Raw genomic sequence first — 26,400 nt, 5'->3', positions numbered from 1 at the left:
CTCTCATTCAAAGCGGATCGCGGCCATTCGATCCTGAAAAAAGCGAGGCATTCGCTGTGAGCAGCGCCGAAAGCCGGTCTGCGACCGTGCGCACGGTTTGGCGACCCCGTTCGTCGCCGTGCAGTACGATCCACAGATCATGGCCGAGTTCATCGATCACCGGCCCCGCCCGGACGAAACCTCGATCGCTATCGCCGATGAAACACGGCATGACGGCGATGCCCGCTCCCGCCTTCACCAGATCGAACATCATCCGCGGTGAATTTACCCAGTTCGTGATGTGCCGGCCCGGCTGTTCGAACGCCCACCGCTTCCACGGCTGGTTGGCGACATCGGTACCGAGCGAGACCCAGTTGCAATGGCGCCGATGGTCGAAACCCTGCGCGCAGTACGGCGCGTAGGCAACGGCAACGGAACGCCGGACCGCGACATTGCCCAACTGCGGCCGCTCCGCGGCGAGCCCAATATCGACGTCGCGGTGTGTCAGGTCGATCGCGGCCTCGGTCGTCTTGAAGCAAACGCGAAAAGCATCGTGCGGCGCCCAAAGGTGCCGAAGGCTTGTTGCCGTGAAGCACGACAGCGTGTTGTCCGAGAGGAGCCTTACGATCGGCATCGAATGCACCGCCTCGTGCCAATCGACGATGTCCTGCGCTGCCTCGTGCATCGCCCTCACGCGGTCCAGCAATATCCGCCCATCCGCTGCGAGCTCGTATCCCGTCCGCGCCCTGACGAACAGCGCTCGGCCCGTCGCCCGTTCCAACGCCAGCATCCGTCGCCCGATGGTCGGCGCGCTGATGCCGGTCTTCTCGGCAGCACCCGCAAGCCCGCCTTGTTCGGCGACGTGCAGAAAGAGACGAAGATCTTCCCAGTTTTCGACTTTCATGCCAGCTCGACTTTCATCCATGAAAGATGGCTTTCGTTTGTGCCTCTACAGTTGCACTGCCTCGCGAACCATCTTCGGGCAACGCTGCTGCATGTTTCCCTAGATCGTAGCCGATTTAACGAAACATGCAGCAAATTCAAAGTGCTACAGCGCCATTTGCGCGTCTGACAAGACGCGCGGCGCTGTAGAAGCCTGGAGCAACGAGATGCTACTTCAATGGACGATCCTATACAGGGAACTGGTAGGCCAACAGCGCAAAAAGAGAAGCGACGCCTTTGCCGATCCACTGGACGGTGCCGAATGGGAGGGGTTCGGCTGGCTGGTGAAATGGATCGAGACGTCGGCGGCGCGTCGTTCGCAAGCCGGTGATCGCGAAGGCTCGCTCGGCGCGGCAAGCCGCGCGAGACACTCTCAGCCCTGCGGTCATCCGGCCAACCTGTCGATCAGCGATTGCACCCCCGTGAAATGAAGGCAGACCTCATTCCCGGGGCGATTCGCGTAACCGATCTCGGGCAGCGTCATGAGCTTCAAGCATGGCATCGCCGGTCTTTTCCAGGACCTCCTGCCCTGTCTCGATCGCGTCGCCGACCGCCGCATTGGTCCTCGCCGCGAGATTGCCGCGCACGTCGTCAGCGGCCTCACCCATGGCCTCGTCCTCGGTGTCGGTATGGGGCAGCGCGGCCCCTATCGCCGCACCGACCGCAAAGGCGAGTGCGCCGCCGACCAGCGGCTGGTCGCGGAAATGCTTGAGGATAGCCGCATTGAGATGTGCACCCTCCTCTTGCAGCGATCGGCCGGTATCTTGCGCGCGGCCGGCAAGCGACTTGCCGGTGTCCGCGAGAGAGCCGGACAGGCGGCTTGCCGTGGCACTCACCTGCCGCCATGTGCTGGATGCCCAACCGGATGCCTCGTCGAACAAGGCACCGGCCTCGTTGCGTATGTCTTCGATCTGCTTCCCGGTTGCGTCGGCGAAGCCGCGGTAAACGTTGCCGTTTGGGTCGACGAAGTGGCCCGCCCGACGATCGGCCGTGTCCGTCAGGGCCCTGAAGCGACTGCCGCTTTCATCCGTGAAGTGGCTGTAGCGCTCGCCGAAGCTCGCCTCCACAGGTCCGATGCGCCTTATGGAGCCCGTCACTGTCGCGAGCGGATAGTGGTCCGCGCCGTCGTCGTCATCCTTCAATCCTGGCGCGCGAGACCCCGGATTGGCGAGCAGCCAGGCGAGGCTTACGCCCATCAAGGCGACGGGGATCGGATTTGCCTTGAGCGCGACACCGAGATTGCTGAGATATTCGGCTCCGCCGCTCGTCTTGGCATATTCGAGCATTTCATCCATCAGCTGTCCCGGGGACATGCGTTCCTGGATGGCGTGGAGCTTTTCTTCAATCCGTTGGCGATCAGCCTCGATCTCTCGCTGCAGCTCTGCAGACGAATGTGTGTGGAGAGATTCGTTCATCGCATTTGCTCCTTAAACACGTCCACGTCGCGCTGCAGGGAGGCTGTCGTCCTGTCGAGTTTGAGGCTGCTGCCTTTCATCGTCGACAGGCCGCGCGAAATCATTGCCCAGGAGAGCAACCCCACGACGACGCCGACGACGGCCGCGGACAATGCTTCGGCATTCGGTTCCGTGATGCCTCGCGTCGCCAAAAACGCGGCCAGCCCCTGGACCACCGCGCTCAACAGCACGCCAATGGCGCCGATCGCGAAGATCAGGCCGACAAGAAGCGTCTCGAGACCACCTGTCGCCCGGTTCAACGTCTCGGACGCCTCGGTTTTTGCCAGATCGATTTCCTTGCGGAAAAGCCCGGATATGTCCGCCACCAAACCGGTCATCAGTTCCGATAAGGGGCGGTCGTCCCGATGGTTAGCCATTGTACTGATCCTCCTCAAAATTCCACCCGCCTCCGCTTGGCCGGCCACTTGCTGGCTCTGCTGCGGAGGACGGTTGGGAAACGGTTCGGCGAGGGCGACGCTGAGCCGAGGCGGTCAGAAACCGACTGGCGGCCAAGCCGGCAATCGCTGCGATCCCGAGAAAGGCGAGCGGCTGCCTTCGGCCGAAGTCTTCGGCCATGCCCGCAACTTCGCCGAGGTCGCGTCCCTCGATGTCGCGTGCCAAGGCGCGGAGCGACGTGCCGATTTGTTGCGCGTAGCGGCCAAGCGCCTGTTGATCCGACTGCTGAAGCTCGGAGCCGACCTTCTCAATGGCCATCGCGACGCCGCTCAGTTGGCGTGCCGCGACGTTCTTCTCGCGCTCGGCGGCGCGGGCTGCAGCGTCCCGGGCTTGCTTCGCCCGCTCATCGGCGAACTCCCGGACGTCGTTCAGGTCTTCACGCACCGCCTGTTGCAGGTTGCGATCTGTCGCGCCCTCATCAATTCCACTGGATTGCGCGCCATGGGCATCGTCGACACCTTGCGAGGTCGTTGCAGGCACCCGCAATGGATCGCCGGGGGCCCGGCTGCTTAGTTCATCGTTCATTTTGGCTCCTCCCATCGCGTATCGCGATCGATCACATATTTGCAATCAAACGAGCCACTTGCAGCCTTGTTCCATGGCGGTTCCAATTGCGAAGCAATTGCTGGTATCGCGGCTGCCGTTGCCACGCGGTCGGGAGGGCAAGCGCATCATTCCGCGGTTTACATTCGCGGTCAGCGCCCTAGTTCTGGCATGTACCGATGCCGGCAGAGACCGGCATGTCGCGCCGCGGTCGGCCCTTCGCCAAGAGACCGCAATCATCACTCCAACATCCATCCAGAGGCAGATATGACCGAAGTCAAAAACGGCGATGTCGTTCGCATTCACTACACTGCCAAGCTGGCCGACGGCACTGCGGTCGAATCCTCGCAGGGTCGGGAGCCGCTCGAAATCGAAGTGGGCGCAGGCCAGATCATTCCCGGCCTCGACCGCGAGATCAGCGGCATGACCATCGGAGAGACGAGCACGGTCGCCATTCCCGCCGAGCAAGCTTACGGCCCTCACGATGACGCCCAGGTGCAGACGGTCCCGCGTTCCGTGGTTCCCGACGGGGTCGAGATCGGGACAAGGCTTCAAGCAACCACTGCGGATGGCCGTCAGCTGGCGTTCACCGTTACCAGCGTCGAGGACGACCAAGTGACGGTGGACTCCAACCATCCGCTCGCCGGAGAGGATCTGGTTTTCGACGTCACCGTCGTTGAAGTCGTCAACAGCTAGGTGGCGCTACTGTAGAGGCCGGTCAGGTAAAACGAACGCGGGAGGCCGGCATCGATGCCTCCCGCCGGCGGCCGTGGCAATCGTGCCGCGGCCCAAGGCTCCCGCGCCATATCCGTCAATCGACGGCTTTCCCGAGCGTGTCGGCCACGCAAGCGCCGCGTTGGCCCATTGGCAGCGGCTTTCCTGTCGTGGAGTCTACCGCCGTCTGGTGCTCGAGTTCGGCATTGATGAGCGCACCGACGATGAGGATGATCACCGAGATCCAGACCCACATCATGAGACCTGCAAGGGCGCCGAGAGCGCCATATGTGGCGTTGTAATTGGCGAAGTGTTCCAGATAGAAAGAAAAGATCGCGGAGGCAGCGAGCCACAGCAATGTGCTGAATACAGCGCCCCAGTTCAGCCATCTGAGTTTCGCCCGTTCCCGGCTCGGCCCAAATCGATAGATGAGGACCGTGCCGATCGTCGCAAGCAGCAGAATAGCCGGCCATCTGGCCATCTTGGTCAAAACTTCCACCCAACGATCGAGCCACAGATAGGTGAGCACGGCCGGCACGACGCCGATCGCAACGATCAGCGCGACCGCAAACAGCAGCGCTGCAAAGGTGAACACAAGACACAGGAGGGTTCTCGACAGGACGCCCCTCTTTTCCCTTTCTCCATAGGCGACATTCATCGCGTCGAAAAGCGCTGCCATGCCATTGGCGGCGCTCCACAAGGAAACGAGCAGGCTCACCAGGAAGCTGAGGCCGAGCGTGGATGTTTTCTGCGTCGTCAGTGTCTGCAACTGATCCGCGATCAGGTCGTAGGACCCGGGCGGCAGCAACGCATCAAGCATGCCCATGTGTGTGCCGATCGCGGATGGATCCGCGACAAGCCCGTAGATCGAGACCAGGGCAGCCAATGCAGGAAACAGCGCCAGCAGCAGATAAAAACTCACCCCGGCCGCGATCAGGACGATTCGCTCCTCAGAGATTTCGGATACCACTCGCCAGAAGACATCCCGCAGCCCCTTCGCAGGTATTTCCCGCGGCGTGGCGGCATCCCGCCCCCTCCCCGGCTCCGCGGCCGCCAGCCTTTCGGCAGCATCGATTTCGTTCGTACCCATGGATTGTCCGCCGATGGATGAGAGGAGCTTCCTCTCGCTGCATGCATAAGCAACTCCGGAGAAAATGGCTTGTTCCGATACTTCGCCATCTTGCAGGCATTTGAGCGAGCGCATCGCCCGCCGCCTCGATCATGCAGCATTCGAGATCCCGATAGGGCGCCCCGAGCCTGCTCCTCGCAGCCCCGTTTAAACAAGCTCACCCACACGCTCCGTCCCTTCGCTCACTTAAACGGCCAAGCCATGTTCCATAGATGACTCCTTCCAGCGGTCTTGCTGTGGTATCGTTCCCACTTGCGCTTCCTCTCGGGGGGGAAAGAAAATGGAAGCCCTTGTAGCTTTGGCGCGAAACCGCATTTTCACCGTCTTGTGCGGGTGTCTGCTCTTGTCGTCTTCGGTGGCGGCTCAAGAGGCCGCCGATGTGGCGACCGGGGAGCGGCTCGCCGAGTTGCTGAGGGCGGCCCGAAGCGTCCTTTCGAATTATCAGTCGCTCATCAATGATCCGGCCGTCGGCGACAAGCATCTCGATGGCGAGCGTTTCACGGCAGAGGCGATTGCGCTCTATGCCAAGCGCACCGGCCATCCGTTGATCACCGATGATCTCGCCGAGCGCGACCGCAGACTTTTGCAGGCGCAGGTCGAGGCCATGCGTGAGGTCGTCGACGAGGAGCAGGACGACATCAACCGTCCCGGCATCGGGTTCAAGGGTTTTGTGCCGGCTGTTTTCGCGCGCCTGATGAACGAGAAATTCGCCGCCAAAGTCGGAAACGAGGCGCTCGTGCGCGTAACCGCGCCGGAAGTCCTGGTGCGTAACCGCAAGTCGCTTCCCGATGCCTGGGAGACCCGGGTCATCACTGAAGTCTTCTCGAAGCCTCAGAAGGCGAAGGGCGAGGCCCATACCGAAGTGACGAAGGTAAACGGCCGCCCTGCCTTCCGGATGCTGCTGCCGGAATACTACACGGAGTCCTGTCTTTCCTGTCACGGTTCGCCGAAGGGCGAGATCGACGTCACCGGCTATCCGAAGGAAGGGGGGAAGGCGGGTGACCTGGGCGGTGCTATCAGCATCGTCTTGTTCAAATGAGCGCGTTAGAGCAGCAGCGGTCGATCGAGGCTGCCCCGGCGCCGGCCAGGAGCCTCGGAAGCCGGCTTGCCAATCTGCCGATCTCCGCGCGCGTCGCGGCGCTGACCGCCGCCGGCCTGATCAGTCTGATCCTCTCATCCGTTTTTCTCACCCAGGCGCTCTACCGCAGCGCCGAGCAGATGGCCGAGACAAGGGAACTGTTCGATCGCGCCGATTCGGCGGCTGCGGCGCATGTCGCCTTCGGCGACCTCAGATACTGGCTGACCGACCTCTCGGTCAGCCTGCTGATGAATTCACAGCGCAACGCCGACGAGGCCCGCAAGCGCCTGCAGATTCAACTGGAGCGTCTTGCAGAGCATTCGCCCGAGGCGGTCGAGAAAATCCGTACAGAGGTCGACGCCTATGTCGAGACCGCGCTCCAGGCAACGGACAGCTATACCCAGGACAATCGCATCGTCGGCAACGCCTTCCTGGCAAAGGCGCGCACCCACAGCGGCAACGTCGATGCAGATCTCAACAGGCTCGTCGAGCAGGTGAGAGCCGATGCGGATGCCGCCCGCAACGAGGTCGTCGCGCAAACGCAGAAGACCGCCACGACGTCCGCCGTCCTCGTCGGCGTCGTGGTTCTGGTCGGCTCGCTTCTTACTCTTCTTGTCCTGCGCTCGATCGTCGGTCCGCTCCGGCGCCTCAGTCGTGTCGTCGGCGAGCTGACGGAGGGACGTTATGAGGTCGAGATACCCCAGGAGGGCGGCGACGATTTTGGAGCAATGTCGAAGACGCTTTCGCTTTTCCGAGAAGGCGCGATCGAAAAGAAGAAGCTCGAGGACGAGGCAGAGCGGCAGAGGCGAACGATCGCCGCGGCGCTCGAGGTGATTTCCGACGGGTTCGTCCTCTACGATCCCGACGACCGGATCCTGATCGCTAACAGCAAATATTGCGAAATCTTCCCGAGCCATAAGCCGTCAGCGCTTCGCGGCAAGAGCTTCCGCGAAATCGTGGAGCAGAACCTGGAAAGAGGGCAAGTAGACCTCGAAGGCAAATCGCCGGACGAGTGGGTCGAGGAGCGGCTGCGCCTCCACAGGGATCCCGCTGGACTCGTCGACGAAAAGCGGTTCGGCGACAAATGGGTCCGCATCAGCAAGCGCAAGATCCCCGATGGCGGAACCGTCGCCGTCTATACCGACATCACCGAACTCAAGCAGAGGCAAGTCGAGCTCGAGCGGGCGAAGAGCCATGCGGAGTCGGCAAACGAGGCCAAGAGCCGTTTTCTCGCCTCCATGAGCCACGAGCTGCGCACGCCGCTGAACGCGATCATCGGCTATAGCGAAATGCTGATCGAAGAGGCACGCGACCACCAGGACAGCGAGCTTGTTCCGGACCTCGAGAAAATTGCCTCCGCCGGCCGGCATCTCCTCTCGCTCATCAACGATATCCTCGACCTGTCGAAGATCGAAGCGAACAAGATGGAGGTTTTCCTTGAGACTTTCGACGTCGCCGAATTGCTCCGCGACGTCGCCGCTACCGTCACACCGCTGATGGCGAGGAACCGGAACGAGTTCATAGAGGACCGTGAGGCCGATCTTGGGCAGATGCACTCCGACCAGACCAAGCTGCGCCAGAATCTTTTCAATTTGCTCAGCAACGCGGCCAAGTTCACCAATGGCGGCCGGGTCACGCTCTCGGTCCGGCGCGAGGGGCGCGCCGACGGCGACTGGCTGGTATTCAAGGTATCCGATACGGGGATCGGCATGACACCAGAGCAGCGGGAACGGCTCTTCAACGCCTTCACCCAGGCGGATGCCTCCACCACCCGCAACTACGGCGGCACCGGGCTGGGCCTGAGTATCACCCGCAGCTTCAGTCACATGATCGGCGGCGTCGTCACAGTCGAAAGCGAAGTCGGGAAAGGCTCCGTCTTCACGATGGAGGTGCCGGCGCAGTGCAGGCGAGAAGCCGAGGAGCCTCGAGCGGCCGAGCCGGCGCCGACTTTAGAGCCGGGTCGCACTGCCCTCATCATCGACGACGAACCGGCGGCGAGAACCCTGATCGCAAAGGCGCTCGCCGAGGCGGGGCTCGCCTCGATCGAGGCGGCAAGCGGGGCGGAAGGAATAGCAGCCGCCCGGCAGCATCGGCCGGCCGCAATCATCCTCGACATCATCATGCCTCATCAGGACGGCTGGTCGGTGCTGCGCACCTTGAAGAGCGATCCCGAACTATGCACGATCCCTGTGATCCTGGCGACCATCCTGGCGGATCGCGAACTCGGCCTCTCGCTCGGCGCAGTCGAATATCTCACCAAACCCATCGACACCGACAAGCTGATCCGGACGATAGAGGCTCACGGCGGCGGCAACCGCGACGTGCTGGTCATCGACGACGACCAGGCTTCACGCGACTTTCTCCGGCGCATTCTGGTGAAGAGGAATTGGACCGTCCACGAGGCAGGCGACGGTATTCGCGGGCTGGAAATGATGAAGCGGCTTCTGCCGCGTCTCGTCCTGCTCGATCTTCTGATGCCGGAGATGGACGGATTCCAGACGCTGAGCGAGATGCAGAGGACGCCGGAGCTGCAAAACATCCCGGTCGTGGTGGTCACGTCGAAGGACCTCTCTTCAAACGAATTGATATGGCTGCGCGATCGAGCGGTCGCGGTGGTAAACAAGGGCGCAAACAGCAGGTCCCAATTGGTCAAGGCACTCGAGCGCCAGATAGCAAGGCAGGAAACAGTCGGTAACGCCGTTGCCGAGGGCTAAAGCCTGCAGCACCGCGCGTCATCTCCGGCGCGCGGTGCTGCAGCACTTGGAATCGCTGCGTGTTTTCATCCTTGGGTCGGCTCCGATTCAAGCGAACATGCAGCAGGCCGGAGGAACCGGAAATGACGAGAATCCTTCTGGTGGAAGACAATGAAATGAACCGCGACATGCTTTCGCGACGATTGTCTCGTCGCGGCTTCGACGTGCTGATCGCCGAAAATGGCAAGGCGGGCGTCGAGCTCGCCACATCGGAAAAGCCCGACCTCATTCTCATGGACATGAGCCTGCCCGTAATGGACGGCTGGGAGGCGACCCGGCGGATCAAGGCCAATCCGGTGACGTCAGGAATACCGGTCATCGCGCTTACTGCGCATGCAATGGCGAGCGACCGCGACATGGCGCTCGAGGCTGGCTGCGACGACTATGACAGCAAACCTGTCGACCTGCCGCAGCTCGTGCGGAAAATCGAGCAGTTGCTCGCGACATAGATTGAACGGCGTCCGCAAGATGAGTATCGGAAACGAGTTCCAGCGCCAGGCGATTGCCGCGCATGTGGCCCAGAAGCTAGCAGGCCCCGCTCGGGCGATTTCGGGTTTTCAGGAGCTGCTTATCGAGCAGGCGCGGGATCTCGGCCTGCACCACATGCAGGCCGACCTGGAGCGGATCGGCACCGCCGCCAGGCAACTGAACGGGCTCGTCGATCACCTGCTCGACGGCACGGCCTGCTCTGCGGAGATCCCGGAAGCAGAAGCGGAGGCAAGGCTCCGCCATGACCTGCGCACGCCGCTCAACGCCATCATCGGCTATTCGGAAATGCTCCTCGAAGACGCAAGGGACGTGCACGAGCACCCGCTGATGGAGGATCTCGGCGTCATTCTTGCGGCCGCAGCCGAGCTTTTGAAACAGGTCGATGCCATTGCGGGCCTTTCGCGCGGCGAAGCGATCGAGACGCTCCAGTCGGGCGAGAAAGCCGAAATCGACGCGGCCGGGCTTGAACGGCTTCTCTTCACGACCGAGCATGCCGCATGGCCGGATCAGGGTGGCAGAATTCTCGTCGTTGACGACGTCGCCAGCAATCGTGACCTTCTCTCCCGCAGGCTGCGGCGCGAGGGTCATCGCGTCGTCACCGCCGAATCCGGACTGTCGGCGCTCGCAAGATTGGCCGAGGACGAGTTCGATCTTATTCTGCTCGATATACTGATGCCCGACATGAACGGCATAGAGATGCTCTCGCGACTGAAGTCGGAGGGCCGATGGCGGCACGTGCCGGTGATCATGATATCGGGCCTGAGCGAAGTCGCGGCGGTCGCCCGATGCATCGAGGCCGGAGCCGACGACTATCTGACGAAGCCGTTCAATCCGGTCCTGCTGCGCGCACGCATCAACTCGACGCTGGAGAAGAAGCGCTGGCTCGACCGCGAGCACCGCTATCTTCAGCAGATCGAAACAGAGAAACGGCGAGCCGATACGCTCATTCACGCGATCCTGCCCGACCAGATCGTCACCCGATTGCAGGAGGGCGAAGAGATCATCGCGGACCGCTTCGAAGAGGTTTCCATTCTCTTTGCGGATATCGTCGGCTTCTCCGCCATCGCGACAAGGCTGCCACCATCCGATCTCGTCACCCGGTTGGACGGGATGTTCAGCCGCTTCGACGTCCTGACGGAACAGCACGGCGTGGAGAAGATCAAGACCATCGGCGATGCCTACATGGCCGCTTGCGGGATCCCGGAACCCGCAGCGGACCACGCCGACAGGCTCGTGGCTCTCGCGAAGTCCATGCTTGAATCATTGAAGGACATGGCTCCCGAGCGCGACCGCTTTCGGGTCCGGATCGGAATTCATTCGGGACCGGTTGTCGCCGGGTTGATCGGCCGCCTTCGTTTCGTCTACGATGTCTGGGGAGAAACCGTGAACATCGCGAGCCGCCTCGAGTCCCAGGGAGTTGCCGACGGCATACAGATCTCCGAGGCGACCCGGCGCTCTCTTCGAGGCCAGTGGACGCTCGAGCCGCGCTGCGCCTTGGATCTGCGAGGCATCGGCGCGGTCGAAGCCTACCTCGTGCAGTAGCCAATTCGATCTGCCACTGAGAGGATCCCGCCGCCGCGCCCTTGTGGGCGTTGCGGGCGCGGGGCGACCGCTCAACTGTCGGCGAACTCGGCCATGCTCCTGATCAGGAAATGGCCGACCGTGGCGCCTGCATCCTGAAGGCCGATGGTTTTCTCCTGGAAGGCGGCTGCCTTGCCATGTTGCGCAAGCATCGATTTGGTGGCTTCAAGCGCGCGCTCCGCAGCATCCGATGCCGCCGCGAGCGCCTTGGCGAGCGGCTCGCCGGAGCCGGCCGCGGTCTCGAGCGCAACGGCGATCGGATCCAGCACGTCGAGCAAGGTCTTGTCGCCCAGCTTCGCCTTGCCGCGCTCGGCGACGCCGTCACGGAACGCCCGCCAGAACGCGGCCGTTTCGCCGGTCCCCAATATGTCGGCGCCTTCGGTCGCTTTGCTCGCACGCAGGAAACCAGTCGCCGTCAGCGTCCCCATCGTCGACGGCGCAGTCCGCGCCATCGTCGCCCCTGCCGTCCGCAGGAGCTTGGAAATGCCCGCCGCCTCGCCCTCGGCCGCAACCGCCTCGGCGGCCGCGGCAAACGCCTTGCTCATGGTGATGCCGAGGTCGCTATCGCCGACCTTGCCATCGAGCGAGATGAGGAAGTCGCGCTGTTCGGCAAAAAGCGACTTCCAGGTCTCAAAAAGCCGGATCAGGTCGGAAGCATTTATCGCGTCCATCATCTCACCTCAGGATGCAAAGTGCTTGAAGAACGGGGTGTTGGCAGGCGCAGCAACGAGCCGGTCGAGCTCCTCGTCGAGATGCAGCACCGAAACCGAGGCTCCAGCCATTTCCATCGAGGTCGCGAATTCCCCAACCCAAACGTGCTTTGCCTTGACGCCGCGCTGATCGAGAAGCTGCGCGACACGACGGAACAGGATGTAGAGCTCTTCCATCGGCGTACCGCCGAGGCCGTTGACGAGCACGGCGACATTGTCGCCTTGCTTGTAATCCGTCTCGGCGAAGATGCGCTCCATCATCTCGTCGATGACCTTGTCGGCTGGCGCCAGCTTCTTGCGGCTGATGCCAGGCTCGCCATGGATGCCCATGCCGATTTCCATTTCGTCCTCGCCGATCGAGAAGGTGGCGTGCCCGATCTCCGGCACGACGCAGCTCGACAGCGCGACGCCCATGGTCCGGGTCCGCGACCGCGCCTTGTCGGCAATCCTGGTCACTTCGTCGAGAGACAGGCCCTCGGACGCAGCCGCGCCGGCTGCCTTGTAGACGAAAAAGATACCGGCGACGCCGCGGCGCTTGTGCTCCTCGCCCACCACGGAAGAAGCCACGTCGTCGTTGCCGACCACCTGCTTCACCTGGATGCCATCGAGATCGGCAAGCTCGGCTGCCATGTCGAAATTGATGATGTCGCCGCTGTAGTTGCCGTAGATGTAGAGGACGCCGGCGCCCTGGTCGATCTGCTTGGTGACCTGGTACATCTGCTCGGCGCTCGGCGACTGGAAGACGCCGCCGACGGCCGCGCCATCGAGCATGCCATCCCCCACATAGCCGAGGAAGAGCGGCAGGTGGCCGGAGCCGCCGCCGGTCGCAATCCCGACCTTGCCGGCCTTCGGCTTCGCCGTCACCATGCAGCGCTTGTCATCGGCGACATAGGTCAGTTCCTTGTGCGCGCCGTAGATACCCTCGAGCATCTCGTCGACGAAATTGACCGGGTCGTTCAGAAACTTCTTCATGGATTCCTCTCTGGATAGGGGCTTATTTCTTGCGCTGACGGGTGACGAAGAAAGCGGCGGCGAGCAGGATGAAAATGCCCACGACGAGCCGCTGCCATGTGCTGGGAATTCCCACCATCACGAGCACGCTGTTGATGACGACGATCAGAAGCACGCCGAGAAGGGTGCCGAGCACGGTGCCCGTACCTCCGGTGATCCTTGCACCGCCGAGGACAACGGCTGCGATCACGTTGATCTCGGTCCCGACCAGATCGAAGGGATTGGCCTGCCGGTTGGCACAGACGTGGATGATGCCAGCAAGTCCCGCCAACGCTCCGGCGTAACCGAACAGGAAAATCTGGACCGTGCGCAGATTGTAGCCGAGGCGGCTGGCGATGTTCGCGTTGCCGCCGACGGCGAAAATGGCGCGGCCCATCAGCGTGCGGTTCAGGATCCACCAGGTCATTAGCGCCGCCACCGGCAGGATCAGGAAGTAGAAGGGCAGCGTGACCACGGCACCGTTCGCGGACTCGAACTGAAAGAGCGGCATGCGGCCGAACGCACCCATCTGCGGCGGCAGCGACATGATCCAGACCGTGCCGATAAAGGAGAGCAGGAAACCGCGGAACAGATACTGGGTGCCGATCGTCACGATCAGCGACGGCACCTTCAGATGGTACACCAGCAGGCCGTTGACGACGCCGAGAAGCGTGCCGCCCAGGATGGCCGCAACCAGAATGACGACAATCGGCGTGGCGGGGAAGTGGTTGAGCACCAGCACCGTCAGCGAATACATCGTGAAGGCCGCGATGGCCGTGAACGAGACGTCGATGCCGCCGGCTGCCAGGATGATGAAGACGCCGAGGGCGAACAGGCCCATCACGACGCTCGCACGACCGATGTCGATCAGCGTCGAAGGCTGAAGGAAACCGGGATTGATTGCCGTAACGATGACGCAGATCGCCACCAACAGCATGAAGGTGATCGTTTCCGGCCGCCTGCGGATCAGGTCTCCCAGGCTGAAGGACCGGGTCTCAGAGGCGCTCTCCTGAAGCTCCTCGATCCGTGAAGCACTCATTGAACGGTCTCCATCTTCGAAGTCAGCATTGCCCTGTAGAGCTGGTCCTCGGTCGCCTGCTCCGCGTCGAACTCGGCGACGACGCGTCCGTTGTTCATGACGAGGATGCGGTCGGCGTTCTGGAGCAACTCCGGCAGGTCGTCGCTGACGATGATCAAGCCCATGCCGGCCTCGGCGAGGGACTGGATGGCGCGATAGATCGTATCCTTGGAGCCGACATCCACGCCGACCGTCGGACCATGGAGGACGAGCAGCTTCGGTGCGATGCTGAGCCAGCGGCCGATCAGCACGCGCTGCTGGTTACCGCCGGAAAGCGCTCCGACCGGAAGATCGAGATCTTTGGTGTTGAGGCGCATATCCTCGGAAAGGCGGGCAGCGATGGTGCGGCCCTCTTCCTTGTCGACGACGCCGAGCGCATTGCTGAGCCTGGTGATGATCAGCGCGATTTCGTTCTCGAAAATTGACTTGTCGAGGAACAGACCTTCGGCGAGGCGATCCTCGGGGACATAGCCGATGCCATTCGCAATGGCGTCGGCAGGGCGTCTTATGGACACGTCGCGCCCGTCGAGGGTGATCGTGCCGGAACCGGCCGGCTCGACGCCGGCAATAGCCATGGCAAGCTCGTTGCGGCCGGAGTCCGCCAGCCCCGTGATGCCGAGGATCTCGCCCTGCCGCACGCCAAAGCTGACCTCCTCAACGCCGGCGGCCATCAGCCGGCTGACGTTCAGAAGCTCCGCAGCCATCGGCTTGCCGGTCCGGTAGCGCTCGGAATCGATGACGCGTCCCGTCATCAGCTCGGCAAGCTGCTTCTTGTTGTAATTCTCAATGGGACCCTGCGCGACACATTGCCCGTCGCGAAACACGATGGCGTGGCCGCCGATGCGGTAGCACTCGTCGAGCTTGTGGGTGACGAACAGCACCGCGACATTCTCCGAGCGCAGCCGTTCCACGACGCGGATCAAATTGTCGACCTCGCGTCGGGTGAGCGAAGTGGTGGGCTCATCCATGATCACAAGCTTGGCGCGGGTGGCGATGGCGCGCGCGATCGCCACGAGCTGGCGTGCCGCAAGCGGAAGATCGGAAACGGTGGTGTTGAGGAACGCGCGGTCCGTCGGCAAACCGACGGTGGCCAGCGCCTTCTCGGCAGTCTGCCTGAGACGTGACCGGTCAAAAAGACGCGCCAGGCGGCCATTGCCGCCGACAAGCTGTTCGTTCAGAGCGACGTTTTCCGCGACCGTCAGGTTCGGAAGAAGCGAGAGATCCTGGTATACGGTCTCGATCCCTGCGGCGAGCGACTGGATCGGAGTGAGGGCGGTGAAGGTCTGGCCGTCCAGCACGATCTCCCCGGCGCTCGGCTCAAGCGCCCCGGACATGATCTTGATGACCGTGCTCTTGCCGCAGCCGTTTTCGCCCAAAAGGTGATAGGCCTCGCCAAGCTGAAGGGTGAGGTCGATGCCGCGCAGGGCGTGCACGCCGCCAAACCATTTCTGGATGTTTCTGAGTTCCAGAAACCGGCCCAAGCCTTGCTCGCTAGTTGCTCTTGCCAACACGTCGGATCCTTCGTGAATTGCCGACGCCGCAGTCAGTGCGGCGGTTAACAGCCGGGGACCCCTTGGAGCCCCCGGCCGGCTTGGGAGCGATCAGAAAAGATGCTCTTTGTAGGTGGCCTTGTCGGCGAGAACCATGCCGTTGCCGACGATCAGCAGGCCCTCGCCCGCGCCCTTCTTCACGGTGACCTTGTTGTAGCCCTCGACGCCGAGATCCATGCCGTTGGTGACCTCTTTCTTCGCGAGCAAGAGCTTGGCAACGGCGTTCATGGCCATGCCGGCCTTTTGCGGATCCCAGAAGCCGATGGCGGTGATCGCACCCGACTCGAGCAGATCGGCGGAGGGGTTCGGCAGACCGGTACCGACGAGGCAAACCTTGCCCGTCAGGCCGGCTTCGTCGATCGCGCGGCCGACGCCGAGGACGTCGTTGCCGGCGGAGGTCTGGAAGCCCTTGATATCCGGGTGCTTGCGCAGGATCTCCTTGGCCTTCTCATAGGTGCCGTTGGCGTCGTCGAAGGATTCGTTGTTGGGGTCCACGAGTTCCATGCCAGAGTACTTCTTGGCGTTCTCTTCTCCGGCGCCAACCCACTGCATGTGGGTACGGCTGCCGAGCGAGCCGACGAAGGTGGTCCACTTGCCTTCCTTGCCCATGCACTCCGCCAGACGCTCGTTCAGCGCAGCGCCGTAGTCGGCGTTGTCGAACGCCTCGACATCCGCATTGGTGTTCGTCTGGTTGTCCGCTTCATGCGTCACGACGACGATTCCGCGCTCCATCGCCCGCTTGAAGGTGCCTTCGAGCACGGCCGGGTCCATCGGAACGACGGCAAGCGCATTGACGCCCTTGGCGACGAGGTCCTGGATGATCTGGAGCTGCTGGGCGGAATCGGCGGTGGCCGGGCCGCTCTGGCTCGCGTCCACGTCCGGATTGGCCTCGGCGAAGGCGTCCACACCGGTGTTCATGCGGTCGAACCACGGGATACCGCTGATCTTGACGACGGTTGCAATAACCGGCTTTTCCTGCGCGACGAGGGCGCCTGCGGAACCGGCGAGCATTGCTGCCGCTACGGCAGTGCCGGCCAGCATCTTCTTCGATAATGCTTTCATGTTTTCCTCCACAACAAAGCTTCCCTCAGTTGTCTCGCTTCGGCGCGTGAGGGCGCGGCGCCAAAGAAACGGGCTGGCGATTGCCAGGAAACAGAAAGCCGGTCAGGTCGTAGCGGCCGACGGCAAGGAAGGTGAGCAGCAACAGCCCCCAGGCGAAATCACGCACGAAGTTGGACAAGCCGCCGAAGTTGAGCAGGCTGGACATCAGCTGAAGCGCCACGGCGCTGAGGACGACGCAGATCACGCGCCCATAGCCGCCTTCGGGCTTCACGCCGGCCATGACTGCGATCAGGATCGCGATCAGCAGATACGAGCTGCCATAGTCGAACTTCACGTTGACGTTGCGCGCGGCGATGATGACGCCCGCCAATCCCGAAAGCGTGCCGCTGATTGCATAGGTGGCCACCAGCACGCCATTCTTCGGAAAGCCTGCATAGAGTGCCGCCTTCGGGTTGGTACCCATCAACATCAGCCAGAGCCCATAGGGCGTGAACTTCAACGCGGCGGCGATCAATCCCGCTACGACGACGAAGATCAGGAAGCTGATCGGCACTTCCAGGAACATGTCGTTGCCGATGCTGGAAAGGAGCGCGGGACTGCCTACCATCACGGCCTTGCCGCCGGAGACGACGACAGCGAGCCCCATGAAGGCCATCTGCGTGCCAAGCGTGCAAAGAATCGGCGTAATGTTGAGTTTTGAGATCAACAGCCCGTTGGTCAGGCCACCGAAGAAACCTATCGCCATCGCGCCTGCTATGAATGCGAGGCTGAAAGCCGTCTCGCTATCGGCGCTCGACAGGAAAGAGGACACGATCACCGCGGAAAGCACGCCGGAGAGGTTCGCAAGCGCAATGCCCGAAAGGTCGATGCCGCCATTGCCGGCACACATGGCGAGCATGACGCCAATGGCCAGAAGGCCGATTTCCGGCAGCTGGCTCGCCATCGACTGGAGATTGAACAGCGAAAGGAAGGAGCCGCCCGATATGGCAGCGCCCAGGACCAGCAGCAGGCAATTGATGGCAACGAGCATAACCAGCTGCCCGCCAGTCTTTTGCATGGTCTCCTCCCATGTTTAGTAAACGATAGCAAGCTTTACTAAACTGGTTATCAAAGCCGATTACCTTCTGCAAGCCGATTTTCAATGGATTTCGGTTGCGGAAGCGCGTTTTTTGCCTTACGCCTCCAAATCAGGCCGGAGATCTGTTTACTAAACGCTTCGCCTCCGCAGCATAAAAATAGGGATCCGGACAGGCGCGCATGAAGGAAAAGAAGACTCTGACGATCCGGGATATCGCGGACGCGGCGGGCGTTTCGCCTGCTACGGTTTCGCTCGTCCTGAACGGGAAAGGGGACATTTCCGGCGTCACGCGAGCGCGCGTGCTGGAGGCGGTTGCCAATCTCAACTACGTGCCGCGCGCCACCAAGAGCAGTTCCGAGCCGGGCGAAACGTTGCGGTTCCTGAAGATCGCGAAACACGGCCATACGGTTAACCGCGATCACAGCGTCTTCATTTCCGACTACATCGACGGCATGTCGGCGGAGGCTACGCGCCGGAACTACACGCTTGAGGTCGTCAGTTTCGAAGGCCAGCCCATCAGCTCCGTCGCGGAGTCGCTGGCCGGTGCCCCGATCAGCGGCGTCATCGCGTTGGGGACGGAACTTACCGAGGCCGATATACGCCTGATACAGGGCCTGGGCCTGCCGACGGTTTTCATCGATACGTTCTACGACGTGATCGACGCCAACTTCGTCGACATGAACAACGAGGACGCGGTCTACAAGGTGCTGTCGCGATTCCAGCGGCAGGGTTTCAAGCGCATCGGCTTCGTGGCGAGCCATGTCGATACCACGAACTTCAGGCTGCGGCGGGATGCGTTCTTCAAGAACATGGCGCGTCTCGGCCTGAAGCCGCGTGAGGAAGACGTCATCTCGGTGGAGTCGACCTATGATGGCGCCTATGCCGATACGCGCGCGCTCCTGCGCTCCGGCATCGAGCTCGCCGAATGCTATTTCTGCACCAACGACATCATCGCCTATGGCTTCATCCGGGCGCTCAAGGAGTTCGGCATCCGCATCCCGGATGATGTCTCGGTCATCGGCTTCGACAATCTGCCGCAGAGTGCGACCATGGAACCGTCGTTGACGACGATCGAGGTTTCAAAGCGCAAGATCGGCTACCTTGCCGTGACCGTTCTGGACGACCTGATTAATGCCTCCGAGTTGCAGCCGTCGGTGAAGATCCTGGTGGGAGCGGACCTTGTCGTCCGCGCCAGCGACTCGCGCGGAGAAAAGCAGCCGATTGGACGACGGCCTAGCAAGACCACGGCCGCGAAGCTGCCTGTAGACTGAATGTTTTCTTAAATCGCAGCCGATTTAAGAAAACATGCAGTAATTCAAAGCGTTACGGCTTCGCTGCGCGTCTGATAAGACGCGCGGCGCCGTCACCTTTTTCAGCCTGCGATGGGAGGAACTTGCGATGCCGTCTCTGGCGCTGATACACACGGTGCCTGATCTCGTGGCCAGGTTCCGGCCGCTTGTCACCCGATCCCTTCCCGACTGGACGAGCTACAACATCGTCGATGAAAGCCTGCTCGCCAACACCGTGCGTGACGGCGCGCTCTCGCAGCAGACGACGCAGCGGCTTGCCACTTATGTCTTCTCCGCCGCCGAGGCCGGTGCGGACGCGGTCGTCGTCACCTGCTCGACGCTTGGCGGTGCCGTCGACCTCATTCGACCGCTCTCGTCCGTCCCGCTTTTCCGCATCGATCAGGGTATGGCCGTGGAGGCCGTGGAACGCGCCCGGCGCATCGGCGTGCTGGCGACGCTATCCACGACGCTGGTCCCGACAAGCGCGCTGTTGCAGGACTGCGCGAAGGCTGCGGGAAAGGACTGCACGATCGTGCCCGTGTTGTGCGAGGGCGCGTTCGAGCGGCTCAGCGCCGGCGATCGCAAGGGGCATGACGCGCGGGTGATGGAAGGCTACCGGTCGGTGGCGGAAACCGTCGATCTCGTCGTGCTTGCCCAGGCTTCGATGGCCGCGGCGCTTGCCGACGGGGCTGATGAAACACCGGCGCCCTTCCTGACCAGTCCGGAACTTGGGATGGCCTATGTCGCGAGGCAGCTGGCATCCATCTGAGACCGCCGCGCCTTCAGCTTGAATTCATTGATGGGAGTAAACAATGGAATACAGGACACTCGGCCGCTCCGGCCTCAGAGTCTCGGCCATCACGATGGGGACCTTCTCCTTCGGCGGGGTGGGGGCGTTCGCGAAGGTGGCAAGTCAGGACGTAAAAGACGCCCGACGGCTCATCGACGTCTGTCTTGACGGCGGCGTCAACCTCTTCGACACCGCCAACATGTATTCGCTTGGCCGCTCTGAGGAGATCCTCGGCGAAGCACTCGCCGGCAAGCGTGACGGCGTGCTGATTTCCTCTAAGGCGCGCATGCGGATCGGCGACGGTCCGAACGATGAGGGCGTTTCGCGCTACCACCTGATCCGCGAATGCGAGCGTAGCCTCAGGCGCCTCAACACCGATCATATCGACATCTACTTCATGCACGAGTGGGACGGGCTTACGCCCGTGGAGGAGATGCTCTCCGCTCTCGACACTCTGATGCGCCAGGGCAAGATCCGCTACATCGGCTGCTCCAACTATTCGGGCTGGCACATCATGAAGGCGCTCGGTGTCGCCGAAACGAAAAACCTGCCCCGCTTTGTCACGCAGCAGATCCATTATACGCTCCAGGCGCGCGAAGCGGAGTACGAACTGTTGCCCATCTCCGTCGATCAAGGCCTCGGGGTCATGGTCTGGAGCCCGCTCGCCGCCGGATTGCTTTCCGGCGCCTTCGGCCGTGACAAGGCTCCGGCCGACTCCCGTCAGGCCGCAGGCTGGACGGAGCCGCCGATCCGCGATCAGGAACGGCTTTGGAACATCATCGATGCCCTCGAGGAAATCGCCGCGGAGCGAGGCGTCAGCGTCGCACAGGTCAATCTCGCCTGGACACTGACCCGGCCGGGCATCGCAACGCTGGTTGTCGGCGGACTGAGCGAACAGCAATTCAGGGACAATATCGCCGCGGTCGATCTAAGGCTTTCCGGAGAGGAACTGGAGCGTCTGAACCAGGTCAGCCGCCCGTCCTATATCTACCCCTATTGGCACCAGCACAATTTCGCAAAGGACCGCTTCTGCCCCGCCGACTGGGCTCTGCATGCAAGCTACGAGGATCTCGGGCCGGTCTGATAACCTTGCCCTGCCGGGATTGCGAGCGAACCTGCCGTCCGGGCAGGCTCGCTTGACGGCCGGCTCCTTGTCGACGGTCAGGCTTGCGGTGTCCCGGGCGCGTCAGCGACCTTCAAGCTCGAACACGTGATGGTGGATGTGCCCGTCGAACATCGCGAGCAGGCCCTTCGTCAATTCGCGGCTCTCGTAGCGCACCGGCGATTCAAGGGCCTGCGCCAGGGCCTCGCGGTCGTCATAGGCAGTCGAAAGAACCATCGCGAAAGGCGTCGCTCCTTCGTCGCGTTCCACGGCATGGAGAACCCGGACTTCCCGGACGCCCGGAAAGGCCTGCCAAAGCGGCATCAGCTTCTCCGCGACATAGGCGCGGAATGCTTCTTCCCGGCCAGGATGGATCACGCCCTCGAAGAGGGCCTGTCGAATGATCATGCTGTTTTCTCCCGCTTCAGTTGGCGATGTTCGGCGATTTTTGGCCAGCGAAATGGGCGGCGAGATTGGCGAGCACGAGTCTCCCCATCGCCAGCCGCGTCTCGACCGTCGCACTGCCCTGATGCGGCATGAGCACGGTATTCGGCGTCGAATAAAATTCGCTGCGGATCTTGGGTTCGTTCACGAAGACGTCGAGCCCCGCACCGGCGACCGTTCCGGATCTCAGTGCCCCGATCAAGGCGTCCTCGTCGACGACGCTGCCGCGCGCGACGTTGACCACGATGCCCTCCGGACCGAGCGCTTCAAGCACGGAAGCGTCGACGATGTTCTGCGTTGCCGCACTCGCCGCCACGCAGACGGCGAGAACGTCGCTGTCGCGGGCGAGATCGACCGGGCTTTCATGGGCCACCCACGTGACGTCGGTCAGCCTCGAGCGGTTCCAGTAGCGCACCGACATGCCGAAGGCCTCCGCGCGGATCGCCAATGCACGTCCGATCTGACCGAGGCCGAGCACGCCGATGCGCTTGCCCTTCGGGCTATGGCCGAGCGGCAGTTGTTCGCCCGCCGCCCAGCGGCCCTCCCGCACCAGCCTGTCGCCGTCGCCGAGCCGGCGCAGGACCGCAAGCATGAGCGCGATACCGAGATCGGCGACGTCGTCCGTGAGCACGCCCGGCGTCGTCGTCACATCGATATTGCGGCTGCGCGCATAGGCAAGATCGACCTTGTCCGTGCCGACCCCGTTGATCGCGATGATCCCCAGTGAAGGAAGCTTCTCGATCCAGTCGTTGGACAGGCCCGTGCCGCCGCCGGTCGCAACCGCACGGATCAACGGAAGTGCCGTCTCGAGCGCCGGCCGATCAGCGGCTTCATAGAGCCTGTGAATCGTATAGTCCCGGTGAAGCTCCTCCATGACGAGCGGCATCATTGGCTCTACGAGCAATAGATCTGGTTTCACGGTCTAAACTCCAATTGCTGAGGTGCCGCGCAAGGTGTGTAGCGACGTCGGGACGATGAAATGCATGAAAACAAAGACTTGAAGCGCGCCGAAATTCGCGTGACGGCGGCGCGCTTCAGTTGGACCGTCAGGAAATCTGGCCGAGGAAGAATCGCGTGCGCTCGTGCTGCGGAGCGTCGAAGAAAGTATCGGGGGTCGCAACTTCGAGGATCTCGCCGCGGTCCATGAAGACGACACGATCGGCAACGCTTCGCGCGAAGCCCATCTCGTGCGTCACGCACAGCATGGTCATGCCTTCGTTCGCAAGATCGACCATGGTGTCCAGCACCTCCTTGACCATTTCCGGATCGAGCGCCGAGGTCGGCTCGTCGAAAAGCATGATCTTCGGATTCATGCACAGCGCACGCGCGATCGCCACGCGCTGCTGCTGGCCGCCCGAAAGCTGCGCCGGGTATTTCGCCGCCTGCTCGGGGATGCGCACACGCCGAAGAAACGTCATGGCGGTCTCCTCGGCTTCGGCCTTCGTGATGCCGCGCACTTTCATCGGAGCGAGCGTGCAGTTCTCGAGCACCGTCATATGGGGGAACAGGTTGAACTGCTGGAAGACCATGCCGGTCTCCTGGCGGATCAGATCGACATTCTTTCCGCCGGCGGTCAGGTCGTGACCATCTACGACGATCGTGCCCGAATGAATGGTCTCGAGCTGATTGATGCAGCGGATCATCGTCGACTTGCCGGAGCCCGAAGGTCCGCAAATGACGATCCGTTCGCCGCGGCCAACGGTCAGGTTGACGTTTTTCAGGGCATGGAAGGACCCATACCACTTGTTGACGTCCTCCATGCGCACGGCCGGATCAGAAGCCCCGCGCAGAGCGGGGGCGGAGGCGATTTCGCTTGCCATGTTCATCGCGAGGGGCTCCCGTTTTCTCATTTCGCTTTCGTCACGAAGTCCGGCAGCGGAGAACCAAGCCATTTCTCATGAATGGCATTGAGCTGTCCGTCGGCCTTGACCTTGTCGAGGAAGGTGTTGACGAAGGTGAGCATCTCGCTCGATCCCTTGCGGACGGCGATACCCTGGACCTGCTGATTCAAGACGAGCTTCTGATTGAACCGCCCCGGAGCGGCCGCCTCGATCTGCTGGGCGACGACATTGGAGACGCCGATCAGCTCGACTTGGCCGGAAAGCAACGCTTGCACCGCACTGGCGTCGTCATCGAAACGTTGGATGTTGGCGTCCGGCGGCGCGATCTTGGTGACCGCCGTGTCCTGCGTGCTGGCGCGCGCGACGCCGATCGTCTTGCCGGCCAGGTCCTCCGGTTTTGCGATAGCCAGATCCTGTGCGCCGAACACGCCGATCGAGATGCCGGCGTAAGGCTGAGAGAAATCGACGTTCTTGGCGCGCTCTTCGGTGATGCCGAGCGAGGCGACGAGTAGGTCCACCTGGTTGCTCTGCAGGTACGGAATGCGGTTCGGGCCGGTCACGGGCACGATCGTCACCTCGACGCCGAGTTCCTTGGCAAGCAATTTCGCGACATCCGCATCATAGCCGTCCGGGTTGTTGCTCGCGTCCATGATTCCGAACGGCGGAAAATCGACCAGCATTCCAACCTTGACGGTCCCGGCCGATTTGATCGCATCCACCGTCTGCGCTGCGGCAGGGGACACGAAACCGGCAAGAAGTGCAGCGCCAAGAACCGACATTGCCATGCGTCTCGATATATTCATTCTTCCTTCCCTTTCACTTGCCGGCCCTCCCGCCGGTGGGGCCCGTCAACGTGCCGTTGCGCGGGAAAAACGGGTTTCCATTCGGCGTGCGACCAACGACAGCGGCCAGCACAAGAGGAAATAGATAGCGGCCACCGTGCCGAAGACGAGGAACGGGCTAAACGTCGCATTGTTGATGATCTGCCCTTGCCGGGTCAGCTCGGTGAAACCGATGATCGACGCGAGCGACGTGCCCTTGATCAATTGGACCAGGAAGCCGACCGTCGGCGCGACTGCGATGCGGATCGCCTGCGGCAGGATCACGTAGCGCATCGAATGATAATAGCGCAGGCCAAGCGCCGTCGCAGCCTCGCGCTGCCCCTTGGGCACGGCCTCGATGCAGCCGCGCCAGATTTCGCCGAGAAAGGCGCTGGCGTGGAGCGCAAGCGCGACAGCCGCAGCAATCCACGGGTTGATCGCAAAGCCGACGATATTCATGCCAAAGTAGACCAGGAAAAGCTGCATCAGCAGCGGCGTTCCCTGGAAGAGGCGGATGAAGCCGGTGGCGAAGCGACGGAAAGCCCGCACTTCCGACACGCGCATCAACGCCATCAGCAGCCCGCCGATGCTGCCGCCGGCAAAGGCGATTGCCGAAAGCGCGATCGTCCATTGCGCCGCCACGACGATGATGAGGAACTCGTTCCAGCCGAAGACTCTGATCATGGTCGTGCTCCTAGCGGCTGAGCGGATATTTGAAGGTCATTTTCTCGATCGCGTAAAACAGCGCGGAGAAGCCGACCGACAAGGCGAGATAGATCAGGGTGACGGTGATGTAGACCTCGAAGCTCGCAAAGGTCGCGGATTGGAGATCGTTTCCGGCGGCGGTGAGGTCATCCGCGGAGATCACCGACACGACGCTGGTATTCAGCATCAGGTAGATGAACTGGCTAGTCAGTGCAGGATAAACGGTGCGCAGTGCCGGCTTCATGATGATGTAGCGAAAGATCTGCGCTCGCGACAGACCGAGCGCCCATCCCGCCTCCACCTGGCCCTTGTGGATCGACTCGATGCCGGCGCGAATGATCTCGGTGCCATAGGCACCGAAGTTGACAACAAGTGCCAGGAGCGCCGCGCTGTTCGGCGACAGCCTCAGGCCAAGCGATGGCATGCCGAAGTAGATGAAGAAGATCTGCACGAGGAAGGGCGTGTTGCGGATGATCTCGATGTAGCCGTCGATCACGGCACGGAGGATCTTCGGCCCGGACGTCTTTCCCCAAGAGCAAAAGATGGAGACGACGAGACCAATCAGCATCGCGGCACACGACAGGCGAACGGTCAGCCAGGCGCCAATCGCCAACTGGTCGAACGCCGCCAGAACAGGCGCAAAATTGAAATCGTACATGCAGGGACTCCTCCCGAACGCCGAGACCGGACATCGCGCCTCTCCCGCGATCCTGTTACTTAGATCGATCTAAAATGTTTCCCAGCGAGCGTCAACCGCAAATGAACGTCAATTTTCACATGGGTCGGCCGCAGGACTGCCTAACGTGCAAGGTGGTGTCGTTCACCACGCGGCGCGGCGGCAAGTCGGGATCGGTGATGCGTTCGACGAGGAGCCTGGCCGCCATTTCGCCGATTGTCACCGGCCCGGTCGACACAGAGGTGAGTTTTGGCCGGATGGCTTCTTCATCCGCCACATCGTCGAAGCCGATCAGGGAGAGATCGCGACCGATCGTCATTCCGCAGTCGTGAAGCCCTGCAAAGAGCCCGAGAGCCACGAGATGATTGAAGCAGATCACCGCAGTTGGCCGCGTCGCCTGATCGAACAGGAGGTGCGTTGCGCTGGCGATTTCTCCGAGCTGCGTCGGAAAGTGGATCAGGGTGCCGGGATCGAGCGCCTTCGACAGCATGGCGTCGCGGAATCCATCGACGCGCTCCTGATAGGCCGATTGGACCGGGCCATGGGCGGCAAAGGCGATCTTTTCATGGCCGAGTGAAGCGAGATAGTCCACCGCCTGGCGCATCCCGGCGGCATAATCGGCTCCGACATAGTCAATGTCGAAGGAGATATGGCGCAGCACCTGCACGACCGGCATGCCCCAATCCGCTATCTCTTCAGAGAGAGCCGGAGGCGTGCGTGCAGCGGGGCAGAGAATGACCCCATCCACACCGTGTTCACGCATGCGCTGCAGCAGCGTCGCCTGCCGTTCGACCTGGTCGCCGCTATTGGCGAGGATGACCACCTTGCCGGTCTCCCCGATCACCTCCTCGATGCCTGACAGAAGCTCGGCAAAAAAGGGATTGGTGAGATTTGGGACGATGGCGCCGATGATCTGGCTGCGTTCGACGCGCAGGCGGGCCGCGCCGATATTGTAGACATAGCCGAGGTCCCGCATCGCCTGCTCGACGCGGCTGCGCGTCTCGCTGCCGACCAGCGGGCTCTTGCGAAGAACAAGGGATGCGGTCGCGCGAGAGACATTTGCATGTCGCGCGACATCGAGAAGCGTGACGCGGCTCTTTTTTCGTTCGTCAAAGGACATTGAATACCAATGAGATAAGAATGGGG

The 26,400-nt window shown here is 62.1% G+C and carries 27 protein-coding genes; 9 read left to right on the top strand and 18 right to left on the bottom strand.

The features are described 5' to 3' along the window. Window positions 1-7 precede the first annotated feature (7 nt). Window positions 8-883 (bottom strand): LysR family transcriptional regulator, encoded by an 876-nt coding sequence (locus tag FKV68_RS25040; RefSeq protein WP_180943226.1) that lies wholly within the window; start codon window positions 881-883, stop codon window positions 8-10. 205 nt (window positions 884-1,088) lie between these two features. On the opposite strand from FKV68_RS25040, the gene FKV68_RS25035 reads away from it, so the two are divergent. Continuing rightward, window positions 1,089-1,352, top strand: coding sequence for a hypothetical protein (locus FKV68_RS25035; protein ID WP_245181367.1), 264 nt, complete (start codon window positions 1,089-1,091; stop codon window positions 1,350-1,352). Window positions 1,353-1,361: 9 nt separating this feature from the next. On the opposite strand, the gene FKV68_RS25030 is transcribed toward FKV68_RS25035, so the two are convergent. From FKV68_RS25030 to FKV68_RS25020, 3 genes are read right to left on the bottom strand one after another with little or no spacing between them, the layout of a single operon-like run. After that, window positions 1,362-2,336 carry a DUF3618 domain-containing protein gene (locus tag FKV68_RS25030; protein WP_180943225.1) on the bottom strand — a complete coding sequence of 325 codons (975 nt, stop codon included), beginning with the start codon at window positions 2,334-2,336 and terminating at the stop codon, window positions 1,362-1,364. Next, window positions 2,333-2,752, bottom strand: a complete 420-nt coding sequence (locus FKV68_RS25025) for a phage holin family protein (RefSeq protein WP_180943224.1) — start codon at window positions 2,750-2,752, stop codon at window positions 2,333-2,335. Before FKV68_RS25025 ends, FKV68_RS25030 begins: the two co-directional genes overlap by 4 nt. Next, window positions 2,745-3,356 (bottom strand): nutrient deprivation-induced protein, encoded by a 612-nt coding sequence (locus FKV68_RS25020; protein WP_180943223.1) that lies wholly within the window; start codon window positions 3,354-3,356, stop codon window positions 2,745-2,747. Before FKV68_RS25020 ends, FKV68_RS25025 begins: the two co-directional genes overlap by 8 nt. Window positions 3,357-3,641: 285 nt before the next feature. Here FKV68_RS25020 and FKV68_RS25015 point away from each other — a divergent pair, with 285 nt between their 5' ends. Beyond that, on the top strand, window positions 3,642-4,070 hold the full coding sequence (locus tag FKV68_RS25015) for an FKBP-type peptidyl-prolyl cis-trans isomerase (RefSeq protein WP_180943222.1): 429 nt from the start codon (window positions 3,642-3,644) through the stop codon (window positions 4,068-4,070). Between the two features lie 115 nt (window positions 4,071-4,185). On the opposite strand, the gene FKV68_RS25010 is transcribed toward FKV68_RS25015, so the two are convergent. After that, the gene (locus FKV68_RS25010; protein WP_180943221.1) at window positions 4,186-5,178 is read right to left on the bottom strand and encodes a YihY/virulence factor BrkB family protein; all 993 of its coding nucleotides are present in this window, start codon (window positions 5,176-5,178) and stop codon (window positions 4,186-4,188) included. A gap of 319 nt (window positions 5,179-5,497) precedes the next feature. Between FKV68_RS25010 and FKV68_RS25005 the strand changes: the two genes are divergently transcribed. From FKV68_RS25005 to FKV68_RS24990, 4 genes are all read left to right on the top strand, one after another. Further along, window positions 5,498-6,256 carry a Tll0287-like domain-containing protein gene (locus tag FKV68_RS25005; RefSeq protein WP_180943220.1) on the top strand — a complete coding sequence of 253 codons (759 nt, stop codon included), beginning with the start codon at window positions 5,498-5,500 and terminating at the stop codon, window positions 6,254-6,256. Beyond that, complete coding sequence (locus FKV68_RS25000; protein ID WP_180943219.1) at window positions 6,253-9,009, top strand: response regulator; 2,757 nt, start codon at window positions 6,253-6,255, stop codon at window positions 9,007-9,009. Before FKV68_RS25005 ends, FKV68_RS25000 begins: the two co-directional genes overlap by 4 nt. Window positions 9,010-9,131: 122 nt before the next feature. Beyond that, on the top strand, window positions 9,132-9,497 hold the full coding sequence (locus FKV68_RS24995) for a response regulator (RefSeq protein WP_180943218.1): 366 nt from the start codon (window positions 9,132-9,134) through the stop codon (window positions 9,495-9,497). A gap of 19 nt (window positions 9,498-9,516) precedes the next feature. After that, a complete protein-coding gene (locus tag FKV68_RS24990) occupies window positions 9,517-11,079 on the top strand; it encodes an adenylate/guanylate cyclase domain-containing protein (protein ID WP_180943217.1) in 1,563 nt (520 codons plus the stop codon). Window positions 11,080-11,150: 71 nt separating this feature from the next. On the opposite strand, the gene FKV68_RS24985 is transcribed toward FKV68_RS24990, so the two are convergent. The 6 genes from FKV68_RS24985 to FKV68_RS24960 all read right to left on the bottom strand — a co-directional run bounded on the left by FKV68_RS24985 (window position 11,151) and on the right by FKV68_RS24960 (window position 17,565). Further along, window positions 11,151-11,789, bottom strand: coding sequence for a dihydroxyacetone kinase family protein (locus FKV68_RS24985; RefSeq protein ID WP_180943216.1), 639 nt, complete (start codon window positions 11,787-11,789; stop codon window positions 11,151-11,153). Between the two features lie 9 nt (window positions 11,790-11,798). After that, entirely contained in the window at window positions 11,799-12,800 is a 1,002-nt protein-coding gene (locus tag FKV68_RS24980; RefSeq protein WP_180943215.1) for a dihydroxyacetone kinase subunit DhaK, read from the bottom strand. A gap of 22 nt (window positions 12,801-12,822) precedes the next feature. Next, window positions 12,823-13,755 carry an ABC transporter permease gene (locus FKV68_RS24975; RefSeq protein ID WP_427916002.1) on the bottom strand — a complete coding sequence of 311 codons (933 nt, stop codon included), beginning with the start codon at window positions 13,753-13,755 and terminating at the stop codon, window positions 12,823-12,825. Between the two features lie 98 nt (window positions 13,756-13,853). Beyond that, on the bottom strand, window positions 13,854-15,407 hold the full coding sequence (locus FKV68_RS24970; RefSeq protein ID WP_180943213.1) for a sugar ABC transporter ATP-binding protein: 1,554 nt from the start codon (window positions 15,405-15,407) through the stop codon (window positions 13,854-13,856). A gap of 90 nt (window positions 15,408-15,497) precedes the next feature. Further along, window positions 15,498-16,508: a substrate-binding domain-containing protein gene (locus FKV68_RS24965; RefSeq protein WP_180943212.1), complete on the bottom strand. Its 1,011-nt coding sequence runs from the start codon at window positions 16,506-16,508 to the stop codon at window positions 15,498-15,500. 25 nt (window positions 16,509-16,533) lie between these two features. Next, window positions 16,534-17,565, bottom strand: a complete 1,032-nt coding sequence (locus FKV68_RS24960; RefSeq protein WP_180943211.1) for an ABC transporter permease — start codon at window positions 17,563-17,565, stop codon at window positions 16,534-16,536. A 200-nt stretch (window positions 17,566-17,765) separates the two neighbouring features. Between FKV68_RS24960 and FKV68_RS24955 the strand changes: the two genes are divergently transcribed. The 3 genes from FKV68_RS24955 (at window position 17,766) to FKV68_RS24945 (ending at window position 20,749) form a co-directional block, all read left to right on the top strand. After that, on the top strand, window positions 17,766-18,857 hold the full coding sequence (locus tag FKV68_RS24955) for a LacI family DNA-binding transcriptional regulator (protein ID WP_180943210.1): 1,092 nt from the start codon (window positions 17,766-17,768) through the stop codon (window positions 18,855-18,857). Between the two features lie 127 nt (window positions 18,858-18,984). Then, window positions 18,985-19,644 carry an aspartate/glutamate racemase family protein gene (locus FKV68_RS24950; protein WP_180943209.1) on the top strand — a complete coding sequence of 220 codons (660 nt, stop codon included), beginning with the start codon at window positions 18,985-18,987 and terminating at the stop codon, window positions 19,642-19,644. Between the two features lie 43 nt (window positions 19,645-19,687). Next, window positions 19,688-20,749, top strand: coding sequence for an aldo/keto reductase (locus FKV68_RS24945; protein ID WP_180943208.1), 1,062 nt, complete (start codon window positions 19,688-19,690; stop codon window positions 20,747-20,749). A 102-nt stretch (window positions 20,750-20,851) separates the two neighbouring features. Here the strand turns inward: FKV68_RS24945 and FKV68_RS24940 are convergent, their stop codons facing one another. From FKV68_RS24940 to FKV68_RS24910, 7 genes are all read right to left on the bottom strand, one after another. Then, complete coding sequence (locus FKV68_RS24940) at window positions 20,852-21,175, bottom strand: EthD family reductase (protein ID WP_180943207.1); 324 nt, start codon at window positions 21,173-21,175, stop codon at window positions 20,852-20,854. Between the two features lie 16 nt (window positions 21,176-21,191). After that, window positions 21,192-22,130 carry a 2-hydroxyacid dehydrogenase gene (locus tag FKV68_RS24935; protein WP_269808475.1) on the bottom strand — a complete coding sequence of 313 codons (939 nt, stop codon included), beginning with the start codon at window positions 22,128-22,130 and terminating at the stop codon, window positions 21,192-21,194. Between the two features lie 127 nt (window positions 22,131-22,257). Continuing rightward, window positions 22,258-23,037, bottom strand: coding sequence for an amino acid ABC transporter ATP-binding protein (locus FKV68_RS24930; protein ID WP_180943206.1), 780 nt, complete (start codon window positions 23,035-23,037; stop codon window positions 22,258-22,260). Between the two features lie 20 nt (window positions 23,038-23,057). After that, window positions 23,058-23,855 (bottom strand): transporter substrate-binding domain-containing protein, encoded by a 798-nt coding sequence (locus tag FKV68_RS24925; RefSeq protein WP_180943205.1) that lies wholly within the window; start codon window positions 23,853-23,855, stop codon window positions 23,058-23,060. A 45-nt stretch (window positions 23,856-23,900) separates the two neighbouring features. Further along, window positions 23,901-24,557, bottom strand: coding sequence for an amino acid ABC transporter permease (locus FKV68_RS24920; RefSeq protein ID WP_180943204.1), 657 nt, complete (start codon window positions 24,555-24,557; stop codon window positions 23,901-23,903). A gap of 10 nt (window positions 24,558-24,567) precedes the next feature. Continuing rightward, on the bottom strand, window positions 24,568-25,236 hold the full coding sequence (locus FKV68_RS24915; RefSeq protein WP_180943203.1) for an amino acid ABC transporter permease: 669 nt from the start codon (window positions 25,234-25,236) through the stop codon (window positions 24,568-24,570). Window positions 25,237-25,351: 115 nt separating this feature from the next. Further along, window positions 25,352-26,374: a LacI family DNA-binding transcriptional regulator gene (locus tag FKV68_RS24910; RefSeq protein ID WP_180943202.1), complete on the bottom strand. Its 1,023-nt coding sequence runs from the start codon at window positions 26,372-26,374 to the stop codon at window positions 25,352-25,354. Window positions 26,375-26,400: the final 26 nt, after the last annotated feature.

This window comes from Sinorhizobium mexicanum (assembly GCF_013488225.1).
Lineage (GTDB): Bacteria > Pseudomonadota > Alphaproteobacteria > Rhizobiales > Rhizobiaceae > Sinorhizobium > Sinorhizobium mexicanum.
This window is presented reverse-complemented; position numbering and strand designations above follow the sequence as displayed.